Below are 26,967 nucleotides of genomic sequence, written 5' to 3' on the forward strand. Positions count from 1 at the left end.
CTGGTGCCCGACTTGAAAAAGCGCCATATGCTGCGATCATGAACGACAGCTCCGCTCCTTCCATTTTTGTTACGGATGACGAACCGCGCCATATTGGACGTGACACGTTAGTCGCCGCACCGCGTTTTCTCCCGCAGTCGAACGACCAGCCTGCAGTTGAGTGGCTCGTCGCGGATGGATTGACAGATTACGAAGCAGCACTTGCGTTCATGGAAGAGCGCGTGCAAGCAATTCGCGAAGGCACCGCAAACGAACTTGTCTGGCTTGTCGAACATCCGGCGCTTTACACTGCTGGCACCAGCGCTCATACCGAAGACCTGCTGACGCCGGATCGTTTCCCAGTTTTCAACACCGGACGTGGCGGTGAATACACCTATCACGGCCCCGGCCAGCGCGTGGCCTATGTGATGCTGGACTTGAAGCGTCGCCGTGAAGACGTCCGGGCATTTGTCACCGCACTTGAACAATGGATCGTCGAGACATTGGCGCAGTTCAATGTCAAAGGTGAACGCCGCGCAGATCGTGTTGGCGTCTGGGTTTCACGTCCCGAAAAGCCACTGCTTTCCAATGGAGGCATGTGTGAAGATAAGATCGCTGCTATCGGCATCCGTCTTCGCCGCTGGGTGAGCTTCCACGGCATTGCCATCAATGTCGAGCCAGAGCTCGAACATTTTGGCGGCATTGTGCCCTGTGGCATTGCGGAATATGGCGTGACCAGCCTTGTCGATCTAGGTCTGCCGATCACCATGGGCGACGTTGACGTGGCACTGGGAATAGCTTTTGAAAGCGTCTTTGGCCCACGTCAGACGAAATAATCATACGGCTTTTATTCGCCTTTCGCGCATGAAGACGTAAAAGCCAGATCCCACAATAATGAAGATACCAAACCATTTCGATGGTGTCGGAAAATCACCAAATATAATCAACCCAACCAAAACCGCATTGACGATTTCCAGATACTGAAACGGTGCCAGCATAGATGCCGGTGCAAGCTTAAATGCCTGTACCACCAACAAATGGCTGATTGTGCCAATAGAGCCCAGCAAAAACAGCAACAACCAAGGCTGTAGACTATGAGGCAGCGCGAAGCTCAAATCTCCAATGCCAGCAGCCGTGCCAAAAATCATAAACAGACCTGCGATCAGCGATCCGCCGACGCCAGCATAAAACTGCATCACGACTGGACCTTCCTTGGCACCATATTTGCGGTTCAAAATCAGATAGATTGCAAAAGTGACGGCAGTCGCCAATGGCAACAGAGATACAGCACCAAAAATCTCAAAGCTCGGCTGAATAACGATCATCGTGCCGATCAAACCAATCCCGACCGCACTGAACCGGCGCCAACCGACCTTCTCTTTAAGAAAGACAGCAGATAGCAATGTAAGGATCAGCGGCTCCGCAAAAAACACCGCCATGGCGTCGGCGAGCGGCATATATTTAACGGCAGTGAAGAAACATGTTCCGCCGAAACCCATCAGGGCGCCACGCACAAGATTGCCCGTAAGATGCTTCGTATGCAGCGCACTCAGACCGCCCATAACAATAAGCACAAGAAACATCAGCCCTGACTGAATGAAAAAGCGCATGAAGGTGACAGTCGCCGGTGGCATATTGTCCATCATGGCAAGCCACTTGCCGATGGCATCCATAAGCGGCAGTAGCAACACCGAAAGCACCATGATCGCCATGCCTTTAACGTGTGCTTCGGTACCGCCTGTCGCCTTGCCCTGCATTTTATTACTCACAATTTCATCACTGCAATTGCGCTTACGCGAATGGTTGGCCGGTTTCTATCTTAATCCGCGTAAGGAAGCATGCGGTTTGACTTTAGCCGTGCTTATGGTGCAAATCGGTCTCGCTTTAGGCAAAACCACTTGATAACTTGGGACTAAACTGGAACGTAAGGCGAACTTTATTCGCAATGCGGGTATTACAGTGGCATTATATATGTGATTCGCAGATATAAATTTGGTGCCGTTCGCTGGGGGCGGTCCTTCAGGTTTCAGATAGAAAGCTTTTCGGACAAAGATGGACGATAACGATCTCTTTTCCAGAGTAGTGAACAATGCCCGTGAACGGCAGATGGAACAGCAGCCCAAGAAGGCTTCTGTATCGACGCCTGCTGCGCAAACGGCAACGGCACCGTCTACAACGAAGCCAGCGCCTGTCGCGACCAAGGCTCCACCTGTTTCATCTGGTGCTGATGATTACAACGCCTCCTCCATTCGTGTTCTTGAGGGCCTCGAGCCTGTGCGTCTGCGCCCCGGTATGTATATCGGCGGCACCGACGAAAAGGCGCTGCATCACCTTTTTGCAGAAGTCATTGATAACTCGATGGACGAAGCCGTTGCAGGCCACGCCAACTTCATCGAAGTCAATCTTGATGCCGAAGGCTTCCTGACCGTCAGCGATAACGGACGCGGTATTCCGGTCGACGAACACCCACAGGTGCCTGGAAAATCGACCCTTGAAGTCATTATGACAAAGCTGCATGCAGGCGGTAAGTTTGACGGCAAAGCCTATGAAACCTCAGGCGGTCTGCACGGTGTCGGTGTTTCGGTGGTTAACGCGCTTTCCGATGTTCTGGAAGTCGAAGTTGCACGCAATCGCCGCCTTTATCGCCAGCGCTTTTCGCGCGGCATTCCGCAGGGTGGTCTCGAAGATGTCGGCGAAGTGCACAACCGTCGTGGTACGCGCGTCCGTTTCCATCCCGACCCGGATATTTTTGGCAAGAACGCACATTTTGATCCGCATCGGCTTTATCGCATGGCGCGCTCAAAGGCTTATCTTTTCGGTGGCGTAGAAATTCGCTGGAGCTGCGATCCCGCACTTCTCGACCCGAAAAAGGAAACACCGGAAAAGGCTGTATTCCACTTCCCCGGTGGCTTGAAGGATTATCTTGCGGCGTCGCTTGGCAAAGAACATCAGGTGACGCGTGAGATTTTCTCCGGCCGCACCGAAAAGCAGGGCGGGCATGGTGCCGTTGAATGGGCGGTGTCGTGGTATGGTGGCGACGGCTTCGTCAATTCTTATTGTAACACAATCCCGACGGGCGACGGCGGCACGCATGAAGCAGGTCTGCGCATTGCGTTGACGCGTGGCCTCAAAGCCTATGCCGAACTGACCAACAACAAGCGCGCTTCGATCATCACCACCGATGACGTGATGATTTCAGCAGCCGCCATGCTCTCGGTCTTCATTCGGGAACCGGAATTTGTCGGTCAGACCAAAGACAAGCTTGCAACTGTCGAAGCGCAACGTATCGTGGAAAATGTCATCCGCGATCCGTTCGATCACTGGCTTACAGCCTCGCCACAGGAAGCTTCGCGCCTGCTCGACTGGGTTGTCGATCGTGCGGAAGAGCGCCTGCGTCGCCGTCAGGAAAAAGAAACAGTCCGCAAGAGTGCCACGCGCAAACTGCGTCTTCCGGGTAAGCTTGCAGACTGCACGCAGAATGCGGCTGCGGGCGCTGAACTTTTTATCGTCGAAGGTGACTCAGCTGGCGGCTCCGCCAAGCAGGCACGCAATCGTTCCAATCAGGCAATCCTGCCGCTGCGTGGCAAGATTCTGAACGTTGCCAGTGCTGGCCGTGAGAAGCTGACAGCCAACCAGCAGATTGCCGATCTGGTTCAGGCACTGGGGAGCGGCACCCGCAAGAATTATCGCGAAGATGATCTACGTTATGATCGCGTTATCGTCATGACCGATGCTGACGTTGACGGCGCGCATATTGCATCGCTGCTCATCACGTTCTTCTATCAGGAAATGCCAGACCTCATCCGCAACGGTCACCTCTATCTGGCTGTCCCGCCGCTGTATCGTCTCAGTCAGGGTGGCAAAGTCGCTTATGCTCGTGATGATGCGCACAAGGACGAACTGCTCCGTACGATGTTTACCGGACGTGGCAAAATTGAAATCGGCCGCTTCAAAGGCCTTGGTGAAATGCGCGCCGAGCAGCTCAAAGAAACCACCATGGATCCGAAAAAGCGCACGCTTCTTCGTGTTCATGTGGATGAGGATTATATCGATGAAACGCGCAGCACCGTTGATGACTTGATGGGTACAAAGCCGGAAGCGCGCTTTCGCTTCATTCAGGATCGCGCTGCGTTTGTGGAAGAGCTTGATATTTAACTCAGCCTGACGATAGGTAATCAATTCGTTGGATTATCAATCCGTGAAAGATAGCGGGCGCATATACACGCCCGCCGTCACTTTATTTATTGTGCTCTGTCAGCCATTGCTGCATCATTTTGATTTCGGCTTCCTGTGCGGAGATGACTTCTTCCGCGAGCGCTTTTACCTTCGGATCAGAACCATATTTTAGTACCACCCGAGCCATATCAATGGCACCCTGATGATGAGGGATCATTCCACGCATAAAATCTGCATCAGCATCACCGCTATATTCTATAGCCATACCTTGATGCATACGGTCATTGGCAGCTTTATAAGCCAACACCGCAGAATCTGCAGAAGATGCGTCAGCTTTCTCAGGGCCACCACCATGGTGCATATGGGCATCGCTAGTTCCAGTCTGCGCTTGAGCAATACCCGCTCCGAGACATGCAACCAATACGCTCACTAAAAAAGTCTTTGTTATGCGTTTATTGCCACCCAAAAGCATATTCAAAAATGTCATGAGAACCTCCATGGTTTATCTCATGTCAAAAAATAAGGGTTCCCATCGCTGGAAGGTCAAGCGATCAAGTGCCAAAAAACGAAGAAAAGCCAATCGCTGATCGCGTGATTTATTGTTTCACATCGATGCCTAGCTTCGTTTGTATGTCATCAATAGATTCCTTGACGAAGAATGTGAGATCAGCACTCAGCGTCACAATACGCGTTCCCGTACCATAGGCATTATATGACAAAACATGGTTGAAATTGACCGCAACCCGTTCGCCGCTAACGTCCGTAAGCATAATCCACATGTGCCCCTCCTCTGAAAAAACGATTCCTTACAAGAGGATAGGCGTATGTCTCAAAAGGGCAATGACGCTTTATAAGTCAGCACGCATTCGCACTTTTTCAACGATGCATCCAAAACTCGCCGACCATTCTTCGCCATGCTGATAAATACGAAAGCCGAATTTTTCATAAAGCTTAATTGCCCGAAGATTGTCGGCATGAGTGCCTATCTCTGCGTCTGAAAAGCCATTCAGTACAATCTGCGCCATCAGCGCATCAAGCAGTGCTCCGCCAACTCCCTGACCATGATAGAGCGGATGAACCCAGAGGTCTGAAATATAGTTTGTGTTCGGGACATAAGCGCCCCAGCCGAGAATCTCACTGCTTCGTTCTGCCAACAAAACACCATCGGCATTCTCATGCAAATCACGCAGGAACTTGACCTGAAGTTCCGACCGGCTTTCGTCCGTAAACGTAATGTCACGCCCTCCGGTTTGCCATGCGCGAACTGCTAGATCAGCCATCAAAACAAATTCGCCGGGGAATGCCCGGCGAATGAGAGTTTCAGATTTTACCACCATTTTTTCGGGGTAAAGCGTCCGGCTGCCTGCTCAATTGCACCTGCTGCCTGGAACAAAGTTTCTTCCTCGAACGGGCGACCGATCAGCTGCAAACCAAGCGGCAAGCCCTGATCGTTGAGGCCCGCAGGAACAGCGATTCCCGGAAGACCAGCCATATTGAGTGTAATGGTGAAGATATCATTGAGATACATCTTGACCGGATCGTTCGCGAGTTCCTTGTCACCGATGCTGAATGCAGCAGAAGGCGTAATCGGCGTCAGAATTGCATCAACACCGCTCGCAAAGACATTTTCAAAGTCTTTCTTGATCAGCGTACGAACCTTCTGCGCACGCAGATAGTAAGCGTCGTAATAGCCAGCCGACAGAACATAAGTTCCAGTCAGAATACGGCGCTTTACTTCCTTGCCGAAGCCAGCGGCGCGGCTCTGCTCGTACATATCGGCAATGTCCTTGCCCGGCACGCGCAAACCATAACGCACACCGTCATAACGTGCGAGGTTGGAAGAAGCTTCCGCAGGTGCCACGATATAATAGGCAGCAAGCGCATATTTCGTGTGCGGCAGCGAAACATCGACAACTTCCGCACCAGCATCTTTGAGATACTGGATGCCCTTCTGCCAAAGCGCTTCGATTTCTTCTGGCATACCATCGATACGATATTCGTTCGGAATGCCGATCTTGAGACCCTTCAGTGACTTTCCAATCGCTGCTTCATAATCTGGAACCGGCAGATCAACTGAGGTTGTATCTTTCAGATCGACCGATGCCATGGATTTCAGCAAAATTGCGGCGTCGCGCACATCGCGCGCAATCGGACCAGCCTGATCAAGCGACGACGCATAAGCGACAACACCCCAGCGCGAAACACGGCCATAGGTTGGCTTGATACCAACTGTGCCGGTAAATGCCGCTGGTTGACGGATTGAACCACCTGTATCAGATGCCGTGGCACCAGCACAAAGATGCGCGGCCACCGCCGCTGCTGAACCGCCCGACGATCCCCCCGGCACGAGATCAACATCTGAGCCGTTCGCACGCCAAGGGTTTTTCACAGGGCCGTAATAAGAACTTTCATTGGACGAGCCCATGGCGAATTCGTCCATGTTGAGCTTGCCCAACATAACAGCGCCGTCAGCCCAAAGGTTAGAAGTGACGGTTGATTCATATTCAGGCTTGAAACCATCAAGAATATGCGAGCAAGCCTGCGTGTGAACACCCTTCGTCGCAAACAGATCTTTTACGCCAAGTGGAATGCCTTCGAGAGCACCGGCCTTGCCTTCCGCAATGCGTGCATCGGAAGCTTTTGCCATTTCGCGCGCCTTTTCAGGCGTTACAGCGACATAGGCATTGAGCTTGTCATTGGCAGAATCAATAGCCGCAATATAGGCTTCAGTCAGTTCCGTCGCAGTGAAGGCTTTGGCCTTCAGCTTATCGCGCGCTTCGGCAATGGTCAGTGCGGTCAGTTCGCTCATCATCTAATCCTGTAAAGTCATGCCTCAGCAAGGCGCTTTTCAAAAAAGGCGCTGTATTCGGAATCGGGATAATCTAAAACCACTCCGCAGCGCGCAAAACCCGAATTTTCATAAAGCCGCCAGGCACTCTCAAAGCCGGGACCAGTACCCGTTTCAAGGACCAAATGCGAAGCACCCTTGGCTTTTGCCTGCTCGACAATCGCATCAACAAGATGTGAGCCGATACGCTTACCGCGAACTTCAGGGCGCGTGAACATGCGCTTAAGTTCACCAACATCGTTGTCATGCATCTTCAATGCGCCACAGCCGACGGCCTTGCCGTCTTCATCTCGCGCGACGAAAACTGTCGTGTCTGGCTCTGCCATCTGTTCAACAGTCATCTTGAACTGGAACTCGATAGGCGAAAGCGGCAGCATATGGGCGTTCAATGCTTCAACAAGATCACGCACATCATCCTGCAATGGGGTCTCGATGGAAACCCGGATAGCCATCGGCTTACTCCACGACCTTTGGCACGACAAAGAAATTGTCTTCGGTCACAGGCGCATTGGCAACAACCGCACTGGCGATATTTCCGTCCGTCACTGCATCTTCGCGCAAGCGCATTTTCATCGGCGAAACCGACGTCATGGGCTCAACGCCTTCGATATCGACTTCGTTCAATTGCTCGACAAAGCCCAGAATTGCATTGAGTTCGCCGGTCATGCGCTCTGCTTCGTCTTCAGTGACAGCAATACGCGCAAGATGCGCGACGCGCTTGACGGTGGAAATATCGACGGACATCCTGTTCTCCGCAATTATATGTTTAGGACGGCACGAAACCACCCCGAAAAGGTTCTTTTACCGGCTATAACGGTGTGGGTGCGGAAGCGCAACATTTCTTGCGCTTCCATCCATAGTTAGAAACTATGAACCGTGCCCGCTGGAGCAACCAGAACTTTGGTATTCGTCTGTCCTTCCATGCCAGCAACGAACTTATCCGCATTCTGATCAATGATCGGGAAAGAACCGTAGTGGCATGGTAGTACGGTTTTAAAGTTGAAATAACGCTGACAGGCAAGAGCTGCCACAGCACCACCCATCGTAAAGCGATCGCCAATAGGAACTATACCGATCTCCGGCTGATGCAATTCATTGATAAGCGCCATATCGGAGAAAATATCCGTATCTCCCATGTGATAAAGCGATGGAGAATTGTTGAAATGGAATACCAACCCGTTCGGGTTGCCCAGCGCCTGACTTTCACAGCCGTCCGTCAGGGTAGCTGATGAATGGAGCGCATTGACAAATGTGACAGTAAATCCGTCAAAAGAAAGCGTGCCGCCAGTATTGCCCGGATCCAGCTTTTCCACACCCTGACTCCCAAGCCAAGCGGCAAGATCGGCATTTGCTATGACCGTTGCACCATGTTCCTTTGCGATTGCCACTGTATCGCCGATATGGTCACCATGACCGTGAGTCAGCGCGATATGCGTGGTGCCTTTAGTCGCTTCATTAAAATCGATGCCCTTGGCGCCCGGATTTCCATTGATAAACGGATCAATGAGAATGACCGCTTGTTCCGTTTCAACGCGATAGGCTGCATGGCCCAACCAGGTGATTTTCATTGTGTGTCTCCTTGCGGCTCGATTTTCAGTTTTAAAACAGATATTACGTTGCAATTCCATCAGGCAATATGAAGCCTGATCAAAATACTATGAGGACATATGGCCGTCGTTGAGATCGAAGACGTTTTGGAAATTCTGCAACCCGGCCAGACAGTCGCCGGGCTTGATCTTGGGACCAAAACTATCGGCCTTGCGGTTTCTGATCTCGGCCTGTCGTTCTCACATCCGCGTCCCGTGATTAAACGCACCAAGTTCACAATCGATGCACAGGTGCTGCTGAAAGCACTCGAAGCAGACAAGGTCGGCGTCATTATTATTGGCCTGCCGATGAACATGGACGGTTCAGCTGGTCCACGCGTTCAGGCGACGCGCGCCTTCGTGCGCACTATGCAGCCACTGACCGACCTGCCCTTCGTCTACTGGGACGAGCGCCTGTCTACAGTCGCAGCCGAACGCGCGCTGATCGGCATGGACGTTTCACGCGGAAAGCGGGCCGAACGGATTGATTCGGCCGCAGCTTCCTTCATTTTGCAAGGTGCGCTCGATCGCCTGCACATGCTGCGCTCATCGAACGTCGATGACAGCGATTACGACGCCGGATAAAGCTGGTCCAATATCCGATTGGCATTATGGCGTGCGTCCAGCATGCCATAGGTCGAACGCCACTGACCACCAAGACGCGTTTCGATAAATGCATCGGCCACATCATCCGCGCCAAGATTACGCAGTTCTGCGGCGGCAGCAGCATAAGCAAGCTGCTCTGTCAGAAGGCGCGCAACACCCTGATCGGTTTCGGTTAGCTGCAAGGCCGCCTGCAACACATCAATCGTCCCCTGCCCGCGTACGCCCAGCTGCCCGCTGATCCAGTCGAGAACTTCATCGAACAAAGCTGGAGCACGCGAAAGCACACGCGCCACATCAAGCGCCATCACATTGCCCGAGCCTTCCCAGATCGCATTGACCGGCGCTTCGCGATAGGCCCGTGCGAGATTTCCTTCCTCTATGTAGCCATTGCCGCCAAGGCACTCCATCGCTTCATAAAGCAATGCCGGTGCAATTTTGCAGACCCAGTATTTCACAACCGGCGTCATGCAGCGCGCAAAAGCCGCTTCCGCGCGATCACTTGCAGCCATATCAAAAGCGCGCGCCAGACGCATGGAAAGTGCGGTAGCACCCGCGACATCCAGTGCCATATCGGCAAGAACGCGGCTCATCAGCGGCTGTTCAATGAGCTTTTGCCCACCCACCTCACGATGACGCGCATGGTGAACGGCCTCGGCCAGCCCTGAGCGCATCAGACCAGCAGAGGCAACCGCACAATCAAGCCGCGTCAGTGTCACCATATCCATGATGGTTTTGACGCCTTCGCCGGGATTACCGACCAGATGACCAATCGCGCCGTCGAACTCGACTTCGGATGAAGCATTGGATTTGTTGCCGAGTTTGTCTTTGAGACGTTGGAAGTAGAAGCCGTTTCCAGCCGTTTCATTGGTCAGACGCGGCAACAGGAAGCAGGAAAGCCCCTCTTCCGCCTGTGCCAGCACCAGAAAGGCATCCGACATAGGCGCCGACATGAACCACTTATGGCCGCTGATTGCATAGGTGCCATCTTCATTGCGTTCTGCGCGGGTAGTATTGGCGCGAACATCCGTGCCGCCCTGCTTCTCGGTCATGCCCATGCCAAGCGTTATGCCGTGCTTCTGCAGAGCAGGCTTTTGCGAGGAATCATACTTGCGCGACAGAATCTGCGGCGACCATTCCTTGTAGAGATCGGGCGACGCCATGACGGCTGCAAGCGACGCATTGGTCATGGTCAACGGGCAGAGATGCCCTGCCTCAAGCTGTGCTGTCAGGAAGAAGCGCGCGGCGCGAGCCTGATGGCGACGTCCGGCTTCAGCTGGATTGGCCTCCCAAATTGAGCAATGAAGGCCCTGCGCAATCGAACGGCGCATCAGCGCATGATAAGCGGGGTGATATTCCACCAGATCAGCGCGACGACCCTGACGATCATGCGTGCGCAGCTTTGGCAATTCGGTGTTGGCAAGACGCGCCAGATCCTGCGCTTCTGCCGACATGACGAAACGTCCGGTGTTTTCCAGATCAGAATGCAGTTCTTTTGGGAAACGCGCTGCGATCTGTATCAGAAGCGGATCGCCCAGATATGCATTTGTGCCCGTCATGGACGGTGTCTGGTTGGTGACTTCGTGCGTTTTCACAGGCTCATCCGTTTGGTTCTGTTCAATTCAAATTCAGCTCGTGAGCCTTTTGCGGCTCAGCGATTTAACATTCTATGCTTTCTTGCATCGTAATTTCCTAACATTTTCACACAGCCCACCGCTTTATGCCCAAAGAATACAGGTTTTTCTTTGTGAATCGGCCAAAGCCATTATAAGGGCGGTTGCGGTCCAGTTCTTGCGGCTCTATACGGGTGACTTGCCATGACAAATCAAACGGTCTCACCGATTTTCCCTCATCGCCACCTGCTTGGCATCAAGGGGCTATCGCCCCTGGACATTAATTGTCTTCTCGATCTTGCGGATCAGGAAGTGGCTGTCTCCAGACAGTCCGAGAAGAAAAAGTCCGTGCTGCGCGGTCGCACCCAAATCAACCTCTTCTTTGAAGCATCGACGCGAACGCAATCATCGTTCGAACTCGCCGGAAAACGGCTGGGCGCGGACGTGATGAACATGTCGGTGGGCAATTCATCGGTCAAAAAGGGCGAAACGCTCATCGACACCGCGATGACGCTGAACGCCATGCAGCCAGACATTCTGGTCATTCGCCATGCATCTGCTGGTGCTGCGGCGCTTCTCGCGCAAAAAGTCGGCTGCGCAGTCGTCAATGCGGGCGACGGTGCGCACGAACACCCAACACAGGCGCTGCTTGATGCGCTGACCATCCGCCGTGCCAAGGGCGACATCGGGAACCTGATCGTTGCCATTTGCGGCGATGTGCTTCACTCGCGCGTTGCGCGCTCCAATATCCTGCTTCTCAATGCACTTGGCGCGCGTGTTCGCGTCGTCGCCCCATCGACTCTGTTGCCTTCCGGCATCGCCGATATGAGTGTTGAAGTTTACAACACCATGGAAGAAGGTCTGAAAGACGCCGATGTCGTCATGATGCTGCGCCTCCAGCGTGAGCGTATGGCTGGCTCTTTCGTACCATCGGTGCGTGAATATTTCCGCTTCTACGGTCTCGACAAAGAAAAGCTGAAAATCGCGCGGCCCGACGCACTCGTCATGCATCCGGGCCCGATGAATCGCGGTGTCGAAATCGCATCTGATGTCGCAGACGGTCCGCAGAGCATGATTCAGCAGCAGGTGGAAATGGGTGTCGCCGTTCGTATGGCGGTTATGGAAGCCTTGCTCGATCCCCGACGCGAAACAGCCGCAGGAGAACGGGCATGAGTGCGATTCTTTTTGAAAATGCCCGCATCATCGATCCGTCACGCCGGCTCGATGAAGTTGGAAGCCTTTTGATCAAAGACGACAAGATTGTCGCCAGCGGTGCAGATGCCCGTAATCAAGGTGCCCCGGAAGGTGCTGAAATCATCGACCTCAATGGCATGGCTATTTTGCCGGGTCTGGTTGATTCCCGCGTCTTCGTAGGCGAGCCGGGCGCCGAGCATCGTGAAACCATTGCATCGGCCAGTCAGGCCGCAGCGGCTGGCGGTGTAACCTCAATCATCATGATGCCGGATACCGATCCGGTTATTGATGACGTGGCGCTTGTGGAATTCGTCAAGCGAACCGCACGCGACACGGCTATCGTCAATGTGCATCCCGCCGCTGCCATTACCAAGGGCCTGCATGGTGAGGAAATGACGGAAATCGGCCTGCTTCGCGATGCAGGTGCGGTTGCCTTCACTGAAGGTCGCAACACGCTTGTTAATACGCAGCTGATGCGTCGTGCGCTCACTTATGCGCGCGATTTCGATGCTGTAATTGCCTGCGAAACACGCGATCCATATCTCGGTGCCAATGGCGTGATGAATGAAGGGCTGTTTGCAAGCTGGCTTGGACTCTCGGGAAGCCCACGTGAAGCGGAAGTGATTCCACTGGAGCGTGATCTGCGTTTGGCTGCCCTCACTCGCAGCAAATATCACGCAGCACAAATTTCCTGCGCGATGTCAGCCGATGCGCTCAAGCGTTCAAAAGAGCACGGCACAAATGTCACCGCTGGCATTTCCATCAATCACTTGTCGCTTAACGAAAACGATATCGGCGAATTTCGTACATTCTTCCGGCTCTCACCACCGCTTCGCAACGAAGAAGATCGTCTGGCAATGGTTGAGGCCGTGAAAAACGGTACTATCGACATTGTAGTTTCGGCACATGACCCGCAGGATGTAGACACAAAACGTCTGCCTTTTGCAGATGCGGAAGCTGGCGCGATTGGTCTGGAAACGCTGCTGGCAGCGGCGCTTCGTCTTCACCACAACGACAGCATCCCGCTGCTTCGTCTGGTGGAAGTGCTTTCAACCGCTCCTGCGCGGATTTTTGGTCTCGATGCAGGAACGCTGAAGCCTAGTACAAAAGCAGATCTTGCGATTGTTGATCTCGATGAGCCTTGGGTGGTTCGCGAAGAAGACCTGCATTCGCGCTCAAAAAACAGCTGTTTTGAAGGTGCCCGCTTCCAGGGCCGTGTTAACCGCACGATCGTTGGCGGGAAAACCGTTTATACGGCTTAGCTGTCACTAAATAAGCATCAAGAATAATGCCTTAGGCTTTTCTTATCGCTCTCACAAATTTTGAAAAGCCGTCTTGATTTTAGGCGGCTTTTCTTCTCAACTGATTTCATAAAGAAGATATGGGGAATTTCATGGCCGACGCAGGTCTTATCAATTTGGTGACACTCGGCACGCTGATATTCGGCTATATCCTTGGTTCCATTCCCTTTGGGCTTATCCTGACAAGGCTCGCAGGACTTGGCGATGTACGTTCGATCGGCTCAGGCAATATCGGCGCAACAAATGTTTTGCGTACCGGCAATAAGAAACTCGCCGCAGCAACTCTCCTTCTCGATGCACTAAAAGGCACAGCAGCGGTTCTTATTGCATCAAAATTTGGTCAGGATGCGGCTATTGCTGCCGGTTTTGGTGCCTTTATTGGCCATTTGTTTCCGGTCTGGATAGGCTTTAAAGGTGGCAAAGGCGTCGCGACCTATCTCGGCATTCTGCTCGGCCTCGCATGGCCCAGCGCACTGATTTTCATCGCCGCATGGATCGTCACTGCCCTTCTCACCCGCTATTCGTCACTGTCTGCACTTGTGGCCAGCCTCATTGTCCCAATTGCGCTTTATGTGCGCGGTGATCTGGCGATTGCGACACTGTTTGCAATTATGACGATTATCATCTTTATCAAACACCATGCCAATATTTCACGCCTTCTCAGCGGTACCGAAAGCAAGATTGGTAAAAAAGGATGAAACAGAGCGCGAATTCAAAAAACGGAATTCGCCTCTCAGATAAGCAGCGGCTCAATTGGCTGCGTCTCATTCGCACTGAAAATATCGGACCCGTCGCGTTTCGCGATCTCATCATGTTTTGTGGCTCTGCGGCCAGCGCCATAGAACGTCTTCCTGATCTTAATATACGTGGCGGTGGTTCAAAACCCGTCCGTGTTACGCCGCTTGAAGATGCCGAACGCGAGATTGAAGCAATTGCGCGCATGGGTGCGCGGCTTGTCGGCATGGGCGAGCCTGACTATCCGCAACAGCTTAAAAACTGCGAAGCACCGCCGCCGCTTGTTATCATAAAGGGCAATCCAAATGTCTTTCGCAAGCCGCCGGTTGCGATTGTTGGATCGCGCAATGCATCCGTTGTCGGCGCTCGCTTCACGGAAAAACTGGCACGGGAGCTGGGAGACGCTGGCTTCGCAGTTGTTTCAGGCCTTGCGAGGGGCATCGACGCTGCGGCACACAAGGCAAGTCTAACAAGCGGAACAGTCGCTGTGCTGGCAGGTGGTCTCGACAGACCTTACCCCCCCGAAAACCTGCCCATCTATCGCGCAATACCGGAACATGAGAGCGCATTAATCAGCGAAATGCCGATGGGGGCAGAACCACGCTCACGCGATTTCCCACGCCGTAACCGCATCATTGCAGGGCTGTCACTCGGACTGATCGTCGTTGAAGCAGCGGAACGTTCAGGATCGCTTATCAGCGCACGTATGGCAGGTGAAATGGGCCGCACGGTGTTTGCCGTACCCGGCTCACCGCTTGATCCGCGCGCTCGCGGAACCAATTCACTGTTGAAACAAGGAGCCACACTCGTCACGAATGCCGATGACGTTATTGAAGCCTTGAACCCACTGATAGGTCGAGAAGCAATTCAGCGAGACGCAGATCAACCGGACCTGCTCAAACAATTTGACGAGCCGCCAGAACCGCCTCATGCAGTCACCACTGAAGAACAGCGTGACATTCTGCTTGATGCGTTAAGCGTCGTCCCGATTGATGTGGATACCCTTGTGCGACATACCAGCCTTGATGCCAGCAGCGCGCAACTCATTCTGTTGGAGCTTGATCTTGCCGGGCGACTTTTACGTTATCCCGGCAATCAGGTGGCATTGGTGCCTCAGTAGAAAATATATTTGAATATTATTTTGCAGATTTGCGTTTGCGGCTGCCTTCTTTCGCCTCCTGCAACGCCATGTCCATCATGTAAACAAGTAAAGGCTGATTAGTTTCTTTAGCCATCACTATCAATTCCCCAAGCATTTGCTCAATATACATTAACAACTCCCGGCGTGTCGCCACCCGTTGAACCATACTTGCCCCCAAGATCGTTCGTTTATCTCCATCCTAAAATCATCTATTTGGCATATGCATTTGGATAATTTCGACAACAATTCTACCATCTGGTTTATAATTAACAATATCAATCTTTGGTTGTATTTGACGATTTTTCGCTTGTCGCTCTTGACCAAACGCAAACCGCTGTTCATGTGAAAGGCAACAATTTGAACGCGATGAATTGGCATTTTGCCTGTGAAGATCGCGAATCTGGGCTGCTTTAATGAATGTTGTCGTCGTAGAATCGCCTGCAAAGGCAAAAACCATCAATAAATATCTTGGCTCGAACTATACGGTTCTGGCCTCGTTCGGTCACGTGCGAGATTTGCCAGCTAAAGATGGTTCAGTCCGCCCGGATGAAGACTTTGCGATGTCATGGGAGGTGGATGGCAATTCTACCAAACGTCTGGGGGATATTATCAAAGCGCTGAAAGACAGCGACGCATTGTTTCTCGCAACCGATCCGGATCGCGAAGGCGAGGCTATTTCGTGGCACGTGCTGGAAGTTTTGAACCAGAAAAAGGCGCTGAAAGGCAAAACCGTAAAGCGTGTTGCGTTCAACGCGATCACCAAGAAATCCGTTCTGGATGCTATCGCCAATCCGCGTGATCTCGACATCCCATTGGTCGATGCGTATCTGGCGCGCCGTGCACTGGATTATCTAGTGGGTTTCAATCTATCGCCGGTTCTTTGGCGTAAACTGCCGGGCGCACGTTCTGCTGGACGTGTTCAGTCGGTTGCATTGCGCCTTGTCTGTGACCGCGAATCTGAGATCGAACGCTTCATTCGTGAAGAATACTGGAACATTGCCGCTTCGTTGAAAACACCGCGCAATGATGCGTTTACCGCACGCCTGACGGCAGTTGACGGTAAGAAGCTCGGCAAGCTCGACATTAAGAATGAAGAGCAGGCAACGGCAATTCGCACGATGCTGGAAGGCGCAAGCTTCAAAGCTGTCTCAGTTGAAGCCAAGCCAACCAAGCGCAATCCTGGCCCACCATTCACCACCTCAACACTCCAGCAGGCCGCATCGGGCCAGCTCGGTTTTTCGGCATCTCGCACGATGCAGATCGCACAGCGTCTTTATGAAGGTGTCGATATTGGCGGCGAAACTGCCGGTTTGATCACTTATATGCGTACTGACGGTGTGCAGATCGCACCCGAAGCGATCAATGCAGCACGTGACACGATTGGTAAAAACTTCGGCCCAAATTACGTGCCGGAAAAGCCGCGCTATTATTCCAGCAAGGCCAAGAATGCGCAGGAAGCGCACGAAGCAATCCGCCCAACGGATTTCTCGCGCCATCCAAAAGAAATGCGCCGTTTCCTTGATGAAGATCAGGCCCGCCTTTATGAACTGATCTGGAAGCGCACCATCGCAAGCCAGATGCAGGCGGCAGACATTGAGCGCACCACAGCTGACATTGAAGCCACCAATGGCGCGAAATCAGCCATGCTGCGCGCAAATGGTTCGGTAACAAAATTCGACGGCTTCCTCGCTGTCTATACGGACCACCGTGAGGAAGAAGACGAGGATGAAGACAGCGCAAAGCTGCCTGAAATCCGTTCGGGCGAAGCAATCGCACGCGAAAAAATCGATGCCACACAGCATTTGACGGAACCACCGCCGCGTTACTCTGAAGCTTCTCTCATCAAGAAGATGGAAGAATTGGGCATTGGCCGTCCATCGACCTATGCCGCGACACTCGCAACCCTTCGTGATCGCGAATACATCACGATCGACAAGCGCAAGCTGACACCTGACCCGAAAGGTCGCTTGGTAACGTCGTTCCTCGAAAGCTTTTTCAAGCGTTACGTGGAATATGATTTCACCGCTGATCTCGAAGAAAAGCTCGATCTGATTTCTGACGGCAAGCTGCTGTGGAAAGACGTATTGCGGGATTTCTGGCGCGATTTCTCCGGCTCAATTGATGACATTAAAGAACTGCGCGTTACTAATGTTCTTGATGCGCTTAATGAAGAGCTTGCACCGCTCGCCTTCCCTGATCGTGGCGACGGCAGCGATCCGCGCTCGTGCCCAACGTGTGGCACCGGACAGCTATCGCTGAAGCTTGGCAAGTATGGCGCATTCGTTGGCTGCTCGAATTATCCTGAGTGCAAGTTCACGCGTCAGTTGAGTGGCGACGGCAATGGTGAAGCTGCGGCTTCAGATGAGCCAAAGTCGCTCGGCAAAGATCCATTCACCGGCGAAGAAATCACCGCGCGCAGTGGGCGCTTTGGTCCCTATATTCAGCGTGGCGAAGGCAAAGAAGCAAAGCGCGCCAGCCTGCCAAAAGGTTGGTCGCTGGATACAGTTGATCATGAAAAAGCGATTGCCCTTCTGTCACTGCCACGTGATGTTGGACAGCATCCTGAAACCGGCAAAATGATCTCGGCAGGTATTGGCCGTTATGGTCCTTATGTCAGTCATGACGGAACTTTCGCGAACCTTGAAAACGCGGAAGAAGTCTTCTCTGTTGGCCTGAACCGTGCTGTTGCTGTACTTGCGGATAAAAAAGCCAATGGCGGCGGTCGTGGCCGTTCAACGCCTGCAGCACTTGCAACACTTGGCGATCACCCAGATGGCGGTTCAATCACTGTTCGCGATGGCCGTTATGGTCCATATGTGAATTGGGGCAAGGTCAATGCGACACTTCCAAAGGGACAAGACCCGGCGAGTGTGACGTTGGAAGAAGCCTTGGTTCTGATCACCGCAAAGGCTGGCAGCACCAAGACCAAGAAAGCTCCTGCTCGCAAGTCAGCTGCTAAGTCGGCAGACGGCGAAAAGAAAACCGCACCCAAAAAAGCTGCTGCTAAAAAGCCAGCGGCGAAGAAAACAGCAGCTTCCAAAGCAAAAGCCCCGTCTAAAGCAACAGCGAAGCCGGCAGAGGAGTAAGAATTGGCACGTCGTTTCCCCAAACCCGATACCGGACGATCCGCACGGACCGAACGGCGTGCCGCAACAGCAAAATTGAATGAGGCAAAATCAGCCGACCCTATGGCTTATCTGCCAACGCGTGAGGAAGTCCTCAAATTTATCGAGGAAAATCCCGACCGTGCAGGCAAGCGCGAATTGGCTAAGGCGTTTAACATTAAGGGTGATGCGCGGGTTTATCTCAAAGACCTGTTGCGTGAGTTGAGCGATGAAGGCTTGGTCCAAAAACGTGATCGCCGCTTGTCGCGCCCGGGTTCATTGCCGCCTATTGCCAGCTTGAACATCACCGGTCGCGATAAAGAAGGCGGTCTCGTTGCGAGCCCTGTCGATTGGGACGAGGCAGAATATGGCGAGCCACCTGTCGTTGTGATCCGTCGCACACGCCTGAACAAGACCTCTGATGGACCGGTTGTGGGCGTCGGTGATCGCGTGTTGGCAAAAATTTTCCGCAGCAAAGAGCATGACGTCCCGGAATATTCGGCGCGTGTCATCAAGGTTCTTGAACAGAACAACAATGCCGTTCTTGGTGTTTTGCGCAAGCTGAGCAATGGTGAATGGCGGCTTGAGCCGGTCAATCGCAAGCAGCCGGAAGTGCAGCTTGACGCGCAATCACTGCAAGATGCCAAGAGTGGTGATCTGGTCGAAGTGGAACTTCTGTCGTCGCGCCGTTATGGCCTGCCTTCTGGCAAAGTGCGTCAAGTCGTTGGTTCCATAGACAGTGAAAAAGCGCTGTCGATGATTGCTATTCATGAGCATGAAATCCCGCATATCTTCCCTGAGGAAGTTCTGCGCGAAGCAGCGGCTGTAGAGCCCGCAACGCTGGATGGTCGTGAAGACTGGCGCGAAATGCCATTGCTCACCATCGATCCAGCAGATGCAAAAGACCACGATGATGCCGTTTATGCGGAGCCGGATACGGATCCCAAAAATCTCGGTGGCTTTGTGGCTGTAGTAGCTATTGCCGATGTTGCTGCTTACATTCGCCCCGGCTCTGCTCTTGATCGCGAGGCATTAAAGCGCGGCAATTCGGTCTATTTCCCGGATCGGGTCGTGCCGATGCTGCCGGAACGCATTTCAAACGATCTGTGTTCATTGCGTGAACTGGAAGATCGTCCGGCACTTGCTGTGCGGATGGTGTTTGACGCAAACGGCCATAAGAAATCACATAAGTTTCATCGCATCCTGATGCGCTCACACGCCAAGCTTTCTTATCAGCAGGCACAGGCAGCGATTGACGGTGCAACGGACGAGAAGACCGCACCGATCCTCGACACCATCCTGAAGCCGCTTTGGGCTGCCTACGCAGCACTTAAACGCGGACGTGATGCGCGTGAACCGCTTGAGCTTGATCTGCCAGAAAAGAAAATTATTCTTGCGCCTGATGGCAAGGTCGAAAAGGTCATCGTGCCGGAACGGCTGGATGCACATAAACTCATTGAAGAATTTATGATTCAGGCCAACGTGGCTGCGGCAGAAGTTCTGGAAGCGAAGCGCCAGCCGCTCATTTTCCGTATCCATGATGCACCGGCGCTTGCCAAACAGGAATCGCTGCGCGAGTTTCTGCGAACGCTCGATATGAACCTCGCCAAAGGTGCCGAACTCAGGCCGGGCCAGTTCAATCGCATTCTTGAAGCGGTCGAAGGCACCGACCATCAGGACCTGGTCAATCAGGTTGTTTTGCGCACGCAAAGCCAGGCTATTTATAGCCCGGATAATATCGGGCATTTTGGCCTGCATCTTCATAAGTATGCGCATTTCACGTCGCCTATCCGTCGTTACGCCGATCTGATCGTACATCGCGCTTTGGTGAAGGCTCTGGGACTTGGAAGTGATGGCCTGACCACGGCTGAAGAGGCGCAGCTCGTAGAAATAGCGGCACTTATTTCATCAACCGAACGCCGCGCCATGCTGGCCGAACGCGAAACCGTTGACCGCCTGATTGCGCATTTCCTCGCAGCGCATCTTGGCGATGAATATGAGGGCCGTGTTACTGGCGTTACAAGAGCCGGACTTTTCGTTTCTCTTGCGACATATGGCGCGGATGGACTTGTGCCCATTTCAAGTTTGGGCAATGAATACTATCTGTATGATGAAGCAAACCACGCAATCGCTGGTGAAAGAAGCGGAAAAGGCTTCCGGCTCGGCGATACAGTCACGGTGAAGCTTGTGGAAGCGCTCCCTGTCGCGGGTGCGCTTCGTTTTGAGATGGTTTCGGAACCGCACTCCCTTCCGATGTCGACGCGTTCGCATCATAAGGCAACCAAGGGAATGCGCGGGCGCACAGGAAAGCCAGCAGGCGTTTCGCGCTCAAAAAGAAAAGGTCGCAAATGAACACGTTAGAGGCCAGTTCAACAGATAATCAAATCCACGTTTTCGGCGGCGATAACCAGAAAACAACCCGGCCAACCCGCAATCTGGGTCAGGCAATGTGGCGCGGATTTAAATCCCGCTGCCCGCATTGCGGCGAAGGCAAATTGTTTCGTTCTTTTGTAAAGCCAGTTGATCATTGCTCTGTCTGTGATGAAGATTATACCGAACAGCGCGCCGATGATCTTCCTGCCTATCTGACGATTTTGATTGTTGGTCATATCGTCGTTGGTGCCTTCATGGGCGTTGAGGCGACGACAGACCTTTCACTCATAGCGCATATGGCCATATGGGGACCGATGATCGTTCTGATGTCACTGGCGCTTCTGCAGCCGATCAAAGGTGCTACCATTGGACTGCAATGGGCCTTGTTCATGCATGGTTTTGGCGGAAAAGGCGAAGGGGAATACGGCGACGTTACCTGACAGGGTTTTGCCCGTGACATCCGCCTCACACACCACAAATGATAAAATAAAACCGCTGCTTCGCCCTCGCGATGCAGCGTCGCTACTTCTTATCGATCGCACTGAGCGAATCCCGCGTATTTTAATGGGACGCCGCCATCAATCTCTCGCCTTCATGCCAGGAAAATATGTGTTTCCGGGAGGTCGGGCTGACCCCGGCGATGGCAGTATTGCTGCTGCATCCGAATTAACCGCTGAAGACACGGTTAAGCTCGTCACAGGCATGGGAACGCGCGCGACGCTGCGGCGAGCGCGAGCGCTTGGGCTTTGTGCCATTCGCGAAACTTTTGAGGAAACCGGCCTGCGTTTTGCCCGACAAAACCATCAAGCGGCCCTGTCATCAAACGGTGGCAATTCTCCTGCAAACAGGGACTGGCTGTCATTTCTGGAAGGTGGAGCACTGCCTGCGCTGGGCGATCTGCGCTATTTCGCACGCGCGATCACGCCGCCCGGAAATGTCCGACGATTTGATGCACGTTTTTTCATGGCTTTTCGCGACAGCCTGCCAGAACTGCCAAAGCAGAAACTTGTTCCCGGTGGAGAACTTCAGGATTTAAATTGGGTTTCGATTGATGAGGTTGATAAACTGGATGTTGCCCGTATTACTCAGGCCATTCTGAAGGAAGCGAAGACGCTGCTGACAGAAACCCGGTACGAATTGCCAGCCACCCTTCCGGTGGTACAATACAGCAAGCGGTATGGCCGCTTTGTGCGTGAAGTGATCTGACCTTATGAACAAAGAAATTCATCCCGCCGATCTTGCAGCGCAGCAACCCGGCAAGGGGCCCAGTGAAGGCGAATTGCATTGGCGTTCGCTTGCGGCAGCGATTGCTACGATCAGCGCTATGGGTGCCGCTATCGGGCTAGGCATTCCGCTTTTGAGCGTTTTGCTGGAAAGCCGAGGCCACTCAGCCAGCCTGATTGGTGCCAACACCGCTGTCGCTGGGCTTGCATCCATCGTTGCAGCACCACTCGCAGCACCGATTGCAGCGCGCCTTGGCGTCGCGAAAGCAATCGTTCTTATGCTGCTTATCGGCAGTTTCGCATTTCTTGGATTTCATTTTTTGCAGCCACTTTGGGCATGGTTCGCACTGCGAATCGTCCTGCATTTCGCACTGACCGTGCTTTTCGTTCTTTCCGAATATTGGATTAACGCTTCCGCTCCTCCGGAAAAACGAGGTTTGGTGCTTGGTATCTATGCGACGTCGCTCTCACTCGGCTTCGCACTCGGGCCGTGGTTATTCTCAAAAATCGGCAGTGCGGGTGGCATGCCCTTCTATGTCGGTTTCGCAATCATCATAATTGCCATCATTCCCGTCTTGATCGCATGGCGCGATAGCCCAGATTTCGAGGAAGGCGAGCACGTCCCTTTCCTGCCATTTATCTTTGCAGTTCCAACCGCGACAATGGCTGTGTTTGTTTTTGGTGCCGTCGAGACCGGAGGGTTCGCACTGTTTCCAGTCTTTGGCGCACGCGTCGGCTTTAGCGAGGGAGACGCAGCACTACTCCTGACCATGATCGGACTCGGCAATGTGTTGATGCAGATTCCATTGGGAATCATCAGCGACAAGATTTCGGACCGTCGAAAATTGCTTCTGTTCTGTGCTCTCACAGGCCTGATCGGAATGATCGCCCTGCCCTACTTGATGTATAGCTGGTATCTCATGGCTGCCGTGCTATTTTTGTGGGGTGGTGTGGTCGCTGGTCTTTATACCGTGGGTCTTGCCCATCTCGGTTCTGAGCTCACCGGACGCGAACTTGCATCTGCGAATGCTGCATTTATTTTTTGCTATGCAATTGGCATGCTGGCAGGCCCGCAGGCGGTCGGAGTCGGCATGGATGCGATGGGACCGAAGGGATTTCCGCTGACACTCGGCATCTTTTTTGCGGCTTTTGCACTCTTTGCTGCGATTAGGCTGGTTCAAAAGAAGAAGCGGGGTTGACTTTTCGCTCTCAAACCGTAGTGTCGCGCCGAATTTCCGCTTCTTACCAATAGGTGAGACTCGTAGCGGTTTAATCATGAAAGAGCAGGTATTTCGATATGGCCAAGGCTACGACCATCAAGATCAAGCTTTTGTCGACCGCTGACACCGGTTTCTTCTACGTAACGAAGAAGAACAGCCGCACGATGACGGATAAGATGACAAAGACTAAGTACGACCCGATCGCGCGCAAGCACGTCGAGTTCAAGGAAACGAAGATTAAGTAATTCGTTTCTACCGCCAGGCTAACTGGCAGAAATCAAAAAGCCGTCTCTATGAGACGGCTTTTTTCTTGGGCGCTGTCGACAGCATTCAGGCCGCAGAAAGGACGATGCGGTTCCGACCTTTCTTTTTCGCCTCATAAAGGGCCGCATCAGTGCGGGCGAAAAGCGCTTCCACCGTATCACCACCCATCAACCGAAGCGACGCAATCCCAATGCTGATCGTCATCGAAATCTGATGCTTGCCGCCAAAAAGCAAGAACGGCTCTTCTGATACAGCATCACGTATCCGCTCGGCCACGGCTGCAGCATTGGCCAAATCGGTGTCAGGTAGCACAATAGCAAACTCTTCACCGCCATAGCGACACATCACATCCATACCGCGAATCTTCTTACGCAATCGTGCCGCAAATTCTCGAAGCACATCATCGCCACCATCATGACCATATTGGTCATTGACGCGCTTAAAGTGGTCGAAGTCGATCATGATGACCGTTAACGGCCTCTCGCGGCCCGTAGCACGTGTTAGAAGCACTGGCATATGCGTATCAAGGTAACGGCGGTTATGCAGCCCTGTGAGGCTGTCTGTAACCGCCATAGTTATGGTGCGATGCAGACTCTGGCGCAAAAGATCATTGTAGCATTTACGTTTAATCTGCGTACGCAAGCGCGCATAAAGCTCAAGCTTTTCCAATGGGCGCATGACATAATCATTCACCCCCAGTTCGAGCGCGCGCACCACCAGGGAGCCTTCATCTTCATTGACGATCAGAATGATCGGAACAAGCCTCGTGCGTTCAATCGTTCGTATCTGCGAACAAAGCCGCAGCGGATCATAATAAGTAAAATCAGCTGAAATGACGATGCTGTCATAATCGTTTTCTATCGCCTTGATAAGCGCATCATTGGCATCATTGGCGACATCGACGAAATAGTCGTCGCCCAGAATCATGCGCAGTCGCGCAGCCGCGATTTCGTTCTCATCAACAATCAAAATGCGTGCTGCGTCTTCTCCTCCACCGAAGCGACCAGAAAGTTTGGTGACAAGCAACGCTTCCACCTCTGTATCCGCAACCGTACCGGTTCGTTGAAACAATTCATCCGAAACCATCTTTAAACGCGCTAGACTTTTAACACGCGAAAGCAGTCGCTGATCATTGACGGGCTTCGTCATGAAATCGTCTGCGCCCGCTTCAAGGCCTGTGATCTTATCTTGAGCTGTATTAAGTGCCGTCAGCATCACGACCGGTATATTGGTCGTGCGCGGATCGTCTTTCAGACGACGACATACTTCAAAACCATCAATACCCGGCATCAAAACATCCAGAATGACGACATCAATCTGCCCCCCCAGACAGATTTCAATCGCCTCCGACCCGTCATAAGCGGACACAACTTCATAATATTCGCGCAAAAGCAGAGCTTCAAGCAGCTTTACGCTCGATTCTTCATCATCCACGACGAGAATTCGTGCTGTCATGATCCCCTGCCCCCCTAAGATCTTATATCGCGAGCGTGCCTTTATTCAAAATAATCAGGCATCGCCGAGATAAGACTTTATCGTCTCAATAAATCGCGGAACAGAAATTGGCTTGGATATGTAAGCCTCGCAACCGCCCTGCCGAATGCGTTCCTCATCACCCTTCATCGCAAATGCGGTAACAGCAATGACTGGAATATGCTTGAGTTCCTCATCGTCCTTAAGCCATTTTGTGACTTCCAGACCCGATACTTCAGGCAACTGAATATCCATCAGAATGAGATCAGGGCGATGTTCACGGGCAAGATCAAGCGCTTCAAGACCACTTCTGGTCCTGATGGTCTCATATCCACTGGCTTCGATTAGATCGCGAAACAACTTCATATTCAGTTCGTTGTCCTCGACGATCATCACAGTTTTGGTCATCGAATATTCCCTGGTCTTATTCTTGTCCGCCAAACGACAGGTTTGTTGCGCCCATTACGCCCAAATGGATTCCATGTAGTTTAAGCCTATTTGATTGACGAATAGCAAATATTCTCCCAAATCCCGCATTGCAGCTATTTCACCCAAAAGCTGAATCTGCGTTGCATTTTAGCGTATAGTGCAAATCAGCGTGAATCGAAATTTCAGCGATTTACGGTGCAATGGATAAGCTTAGAGCGGAGAAAAATGAGATGAAAACTGTTATGAGTGAGACCGAGGCAGAAGCTCTTGCAGTAGAGGCACTCGTATGGATGGCTCAGGATAATGAACTAATGCCGCGTTTCCTCGCTTTGACAGGCATCGAGGTTTCTTCCATTCGCTCGGCTGCGCAAGAGCCAGGCTTTCTTGCTGGCGTATTGCAATTCTACCTAAGCCACGAGCCAACGCTGCTCCGCTTTTGCCAAGAAACAGGCCGCGATCCCGCAACAATAGAAAAAGCAGCGATGCTTTTGCCGGGCGGGATGACGATACAATTTTAAAAATATTGTGAAGCAACAGTCGGACGGGGAAAGAACTCGTCTGCCATTTCGTTGGCCACAAAAAGAAACCGAAAAAATCTTTGTGTTTTCTATGCCGTCATGTTCGGTTGACACGACCATCACTTCCATAAGACAAACGGCTGCGTGGCAAAACAGTTCCCTCACCTCTCGCATGACGCTTAAAATCTCGCGAATTAAAATTGATTATAAAACTCAATTTTAAATTAATGAGGTGTAGATCGTGCAGGGGCTTCTATGTTTCAGATTCTTATTCGGGCAATTTTTCTCTGTTTTAGTTTAGCCTTTATCAGTGGCTGCGTGACGACAGAGGCGGAGAAAGATGCTCAATATTCAACGCCCAAAATCCCGTTAAGCGACGGCACATTTTTCACGCAACGCGTGACACCAGCCTCAACATGCCGGCAGAAATTCGCAGAAGTTAAACGTGTTAATCGTATTCTGGATCAAAAGGACTTTGTTAAGCGAGGCAGAGGCGAGTTATTGGTATTCATGTATCATGTGAACGTCTTCAGTGACTTCATCGATAAATGTTTGCCGAAAAAACGAACAACAAAAGTCAACCGAACCAAGACTGTTTAAAAAAAGCCCCGGAAACGGGGCTTTTTTGCATTTTGTGAAAACCCGATCAAGCGTTCGCAGATGCAGGTTGAGAAACGCTCAGAACGCTGAGCTCATGTGCCTTCCCATCACGTGCAATCCACGACATCGACTGACCGGGTGTCAGGCCAATAAGCGCGGTACCAATCGGTGTGAGAATTGAAATTTTACCCTGCGCAATATCTGCTTCACCCGGATAAACGAGTGTTACCTTCCGTTCGTGGCCGTCATTGGAGCGAAACTCCACCGTCGAGCCCATGCAAACAACATCAAGCGGCAGCTTTTTCTGCGGAACAACCTTTGCGCGATCCAGTTCCTGTAACAGTTCCTCAGCAACTTCTTCCAGTTTTTCGGAAACGTTACCAGCCAGAATTGTCAGGCGTTCGTTGTCAATGTCGCTTACAACGATCTTTGGCTTCTTACGGTTCTTTACGCTCATGACGTTCTCTCACTGCTGTCTAGTGATGATTGCTCTCCGTGACGATTCTCGTCCGGAATAACTGATTATTTTTTTAGAAAGCGCTTTTAACAATTCCGCTTGTTGGCAAGCGGCAAACCGTCCCCCGGAA

At 52.3% G+C, this 26,967-nt stretch carries 28 protein-coding genes; 15 read left to right on the plus strand and 13 right to left on the minus strand.

The features are described 5' to 3' along the window. Nucleotides 1–38 precede the first annotated feature (38 nt). Nucleotides 39–815 (plus strand): lipoyl(octanoyl) transferase LipB, encoded by a 777-nt coding sequence (gene lipB, locus RI570_RS17590; protein ID WP_313830085.1) that lies wholly within the window; start codon nt 39–41, stop codon nt 813–815. Here the strand turns inward: lipB and RI570_RS17595 are convergent, their stop codons facing one another. Beyond that, nucleotides 816–1,736 (minus strand): DMT family transporter, encoded by a 921-nt coding sequence (locus RI570_RS17595; protein ID WP_313830086.1) that lies wholly within the window; start codon nt 1,734–1,736, stop codon nt 816–818. Nucleotides 1,737–2,031: 295 nt separating this feature from the next. Here RI570_RS17595 and parE point away from each other — a divergent pair, with 295 nt between their 5' ends. Further along, a complete protein-coding gene (parE, locus tag RI570_RS17600; protein WP_313829956.1) occupies nt 2,032–4,134 on the plus strand; it encodes a DNA topoisomerase IV subunit B in 2,103 nt (700 codons plus the stop codon). An 82-nt stretch (nt 4,135–4,216) separates the two neighbouring features. Here parE and RI570_RS17605 read toward each other — a convergent pair whose 3' ends face one another. The 7 genes from RI570_RS17605 to RI570_RS17635 all read right to left on the minus strand — a co-directional run bounded on the left by RI570_RS17605 (nt 4,217) and on the right by RI570_RS17635 (nt 8,571). Beyond that, the gene (locus RI570_RS17605) at nt 4,217–4,642 is read right to left on the minus strand and encodes a DUF305 domain-containing protein (protein WP_409558690.1); all 426 of its coding nucleotides are present in this window, start codon (nt 4,640–4,642) and stop codon (nt 4,217–4,219) included. A 109-nt stretch (nt 4,643–4,751) separates the two neighbouring features. Continuing rightward, the gene (locus tag RI570_RS17610) at nt 4,752–4,934 is read right to left on the minus strand and encodes a hypothetical protein (RefSeq protein WP_313829958.1); all 183 of its coding nucleotides are present in this window, start codon (nt 4,932–4,934) and stop codon (nt 4,752–4,754) included. Nucleotides 4,935–5,003: 69 nt separating this feature from the next. After that, nucleotides 5,004–5,435: a GNAT family N-acetyltransferase gene (locus RI570_RS17615; RefSeq protein WP_313829959.1), complete on the minus strand. Its 432-nt coding sequence runs from the start codon at nt 5,433–5,435 to the stop codon at nt 5,004–5,006. Nucleotides 5,436–5,482: 47 nt separating this feature from the next. Further along, on the minus strand, nt 5,483–6,964 hold the full coding sequence (gene gatA, locus RI570_RS17620; RefSeq protein WP_313829960.1) for an Asp-tRNA(Asn)/Glu-tRNA(Gln) amidotransferase subunit GatA: 1,482 nt from the start codon (nt 6,962–6,964) through the stop codon (nt 5,483–5,485). 17 nt (nt 6,965–6,981) lie between these two features. Then, nucleotides 6,982–7,455 carry a GNAT family N-acetyltransferase gene (locus tag RI570_RS17625; RefSeq protein WP_313829962.1) on the minus strand — a complete coding sequence of 158 codons (474 nt, stop codon included), beginning with the start codon at nt 7,453–7,455 and terminating at the stop codon, nt 6,982–6,984. A gap of 4 nt (nt 7,456–7,459) precedes the next feature. Beyond that, nucleotides 7,460–7,747, minus strand: coding sequence for an Asp-tRNA(Asn)/Glu-tRNA(Gln) amidotransferase subunit GatC (gene gatC / locus RI570_RS17630; protein WP_313829964.1), 288 nt, complete (start codon nt 7,745–7,747; stop codon nt 7,460–7,462). A 116-nt stretch (nt 7,748–7,863) separates the two neighbouring features. Further along, complete coding sequence (locus RI570_RS17635; RefSeq protein ID WP_313829965.1) at nt 7,864–8,571, minus strand: metal-dependent hydrolase; 708 nt, start codon at nt 8,569–8,571, stop codon at nt 7,864–7,866. Nucleotides 8,572–8,670: 99 nt separating this feature from the next. Between RI570_RS17635 and ruvX the strand changes: the two genes are divergently transcribed. Continuing rightward, a complete protein-coding gene (gene ruvX / locus RI570_RS17640) occupies nt 8,671–9,174 on the plus strand; it encodes a Holliday junction resolvase RuvX (RefSeq protein WP_313829967.1) in 504 nt (167 codons plus the stop codon). Here ruvX and RI570_RS17645 read toward each other — a convergent pair. Next, nucleotides 9,159–10,787: an acyl-CoA dehydrogenase family protein gene (locus RI570_RS17645; RefSeq protein WP_313829969.1), complete on the minus strand. Its 1,629-nt coding sequence runs from the start codon at nt 10,785–10,787 to the stop codon at nt 9,159–9,161. The genes ruvX and RI570_RS17645 overlap by 16 nt on opposite strands. 222 nt (nt 10,788–11,009) lie before the next feature. Between RI570_RS17645 and RI570_RS17650 the strand changes: the two genes are divergently transcribed. The 4 genes from RI570_RS17650 (at nt 11,010) to dprA (ending at nt 15,155) form a co-directional block, all read left to right on the plus strand. Continuing rightward, entirely contained in the window at nt 11,010–11,978 is a 969-nt protein-coding gene (locus tag RI570_RS17650) for an aspartate carbamoyltransferase catalytic subunit (protein ID WP_313829971.1), read from the plus strand. Then, complete coding sequence (locus tag RI570_RS17655) at nt 11,975–13,261, plus strand: dihydroorotase (protein ID WP_313829973.1); 1,287 nt, start codon at nt 11,975–11,977, stop codon at nt 13,259–13,261. Before RI570_RS17650 ends, RI570_RS17655 begins: the two co-directional genes overlap by 4 nt. Before the next feature lie 131 nt (nt 13,262–13,392). Next, nucleotides 13,393–13,998, plus strand: coding sequence for a glycerol-3-phosphate 1-O-acyltransferase PlsY (gene plsY / locus RI570_RS17660; protein WP_313829974.1), 606 nt, complete (start codon nt 13,393–13,395; stop codon nt 13,996–13,998). Beyond that, nucleotides 13,995–15,155, plus strand: a complete 1,161-nt coding sequence (gene dprA, locus RI570_RS17665) for a DNA-processing protein DprA (RefSeq protein WP_313829975.1) — start codon at nt 13,995–13,997, stop codon at nt 15,153–15,155. The genes plsY and dprA overlap by 4 nt, the downstream gene beginning before the upstream one ends. 16 nt (nt 15,156–15,171) lie before the next feature. Here the strand turns inward: dprA and RI570_RS17670 are convergent, their stop codons facing one another. Further along, nucleotides 15,172–15,342 (minus strand): hypothetical protein, encoded by a 171-nt coding sequence (locus RI570_RS17670; protein ID WP_313829977.1) that lies wholly within the window; start codon nt 15,340–15,342, stop codon nt 15,172–15,174. Between the two features lie 247 nt (nt 15,343–15,589). Between RI570_RS17670 and topA the strand changes: the two genes are divergently transcribed. The 6 genes from topA to rpmG all read left to right on the plus strand — a co-directional run bounded on the left by topA (nt 15,590) and on the right by rpmG (nt 23,341). Continuing rightward, a complete protein-coding gene (gene topA / locus RI570_RS17675; RefSeq protein WP_313829978.1) occupies nt 15,590–18,262 on the plus strand; it encodes a type I DNA topoisomerase in 2,673 nt (890 codons plus the stop codon). Between the two features lie 3 nt (nt 18,263–18,265). Next, nucleotides 18,266–20,632, plus strand: coding sequence for a ribonuclease R (gene rnr / locus RI570_RS17680; protein ID WP_313829980.1), 2,367 nt, complete (start codon nt 18,266–18,268; stop codon nt 20,630–20,632). Then, nucleotides 20,629–21,093: a DUF983 domain-containing protein gene (locus RI570_RS17685; RefSeq protein ID WP_313829982.1), complete on the plus strand. Its 465-nt coding sequence runs from the start codon at nt 20,629–20,631 to the stop codon at nt 21,091–21,093. The genes rnr and RI570_RS17685 overlap by 4 nt, the downstream gene beginning before the upstream one ends. A gap of 124 nt (nt 21,094–21,217) precedes the next feature. Then, nucleotides 21,218–21,859 carry an NUDIX hydrolase gene (locus tag RI570_RS17690; RefSeq protein WP_313829984.1) on the plus strand — a complete coding sequence of 214 codons (642 nt, stop codon included), beginning with the start codon at nt 21,218–21,220 and terminating at the stop codon, nt 21,857–21,859. A 73-nt stretch (nt 21,860–21,932) separates the two neighbouring features. Beyond that, nucleotides 21,933–23,075 carry an MFS transporter gene (locus RI570_RS17695; RefSeq protein WP_313830088.1) on the plus strand — a complete coding sequence of 381 codons (1,143 nt, stop codon included), beginning with the start codon at nt 21,933–21,935 and terminating at the stop codon, nt 23,073–23,075. A gap of 98 nt (nt 23,076–23,173) precedes the next feature. Further along, entirely contained in the window at nt 23,174–23,341 is a 168-nt protein-coding gene (gene rpmG, locus RI570_RS17700; RefSeq protein WP_140903472.1) for a 50S ribosomal protein L33, read from the plus strand. 85 nt (nt 23,342–23,426) lie between these two features. On the opposite strand, the gene RI570_RS17705 is transcribed toward rpmG, so the two are convergent. Together RI570_RS17705 and RI570_RS17710 are read right to left on the minus strand one after the other, a co-directional pair. Next, the gene (locus RI570_RS17705) at nt 23,427–24,815 is read right to left on the minus strand and encodes a PleD family two-component system response regulator (RefSeq protein WP_313829986.1); all 1,389 of its coding nucleotides are present in this window, start codon (nt 24,813–24,815) and stop codon (nt 23,427–23,429) included. 54 nt (nt 24,816–24,869) lie between these two features. Next, nucleotides 24,870–25,241, minus strand: a complete 372-nt coding sequence (locus RI570_RS17710; RefSeq protein ID WP_250042903.1) for a response regulator — start codon at nt 25,239–25,241, stop codon at nt 24,870–24,872. Nucleotides 25,242–25,492: 251 nt separating this feature from the next. On the opposite strand from RI570_RS17710, the gene RI570_RS17715 reads away from it, so the two are divergent. After that, nucleotides 25,493–25,780, plus strand: a complete 288-nt coding sequence (locus RI570_RS17715) for a DUF3572 domain-containing protein (RefSeq protein ID WP_313829988.1) — start codon at nt 25,493–25,495, stop codon at nt 25,778–25,780. Between the two features lie 255 nt (nt 25,781–26,035). Next, the gene (locus RI570_RS17720) at nt 26,036–26,380 is read left to right on the plus strand and encodes a hypothetical protein (protein WP_313829989.1); all 345 of its coding nucleotides are present in this window, start codon (nt 26,036–26,038) and stop codon (nt 26,378–26,380) included. A gap of 46 nt (nt 26,381–26,426) precedes the next feature. Here the strand turns inward: RI570_RS17720 and rnk are convergent, their stop codons facing one another. Further along, the gene (gene rnk, locus RI570_RS17725) at nt 26,427–26,837 is read right to left on the minus strand and encodes a nucleoside diphosphate kinase regulator (protein ID WP_313829990.1); all 411 of its coding nucleotides are present in this window, start codon (nt 26,835–26,837) and stop codon (nt 26,427–26,429) included. Nucleotides 26,838–26,967: the final 130 nt, after the last annotated feature.

Source organism: Brucella pseudogrignonensis (assembly GCF_032190615.1).
In the GTDB taxonomy this organism is placed as follows: domain Bacteria; phylum Pseudomonadota; class Alphaproteobacteria; order Rhizobiales; family Rhizobiaceae; genus Brucella; species Brucella pseudogrignonensis_B.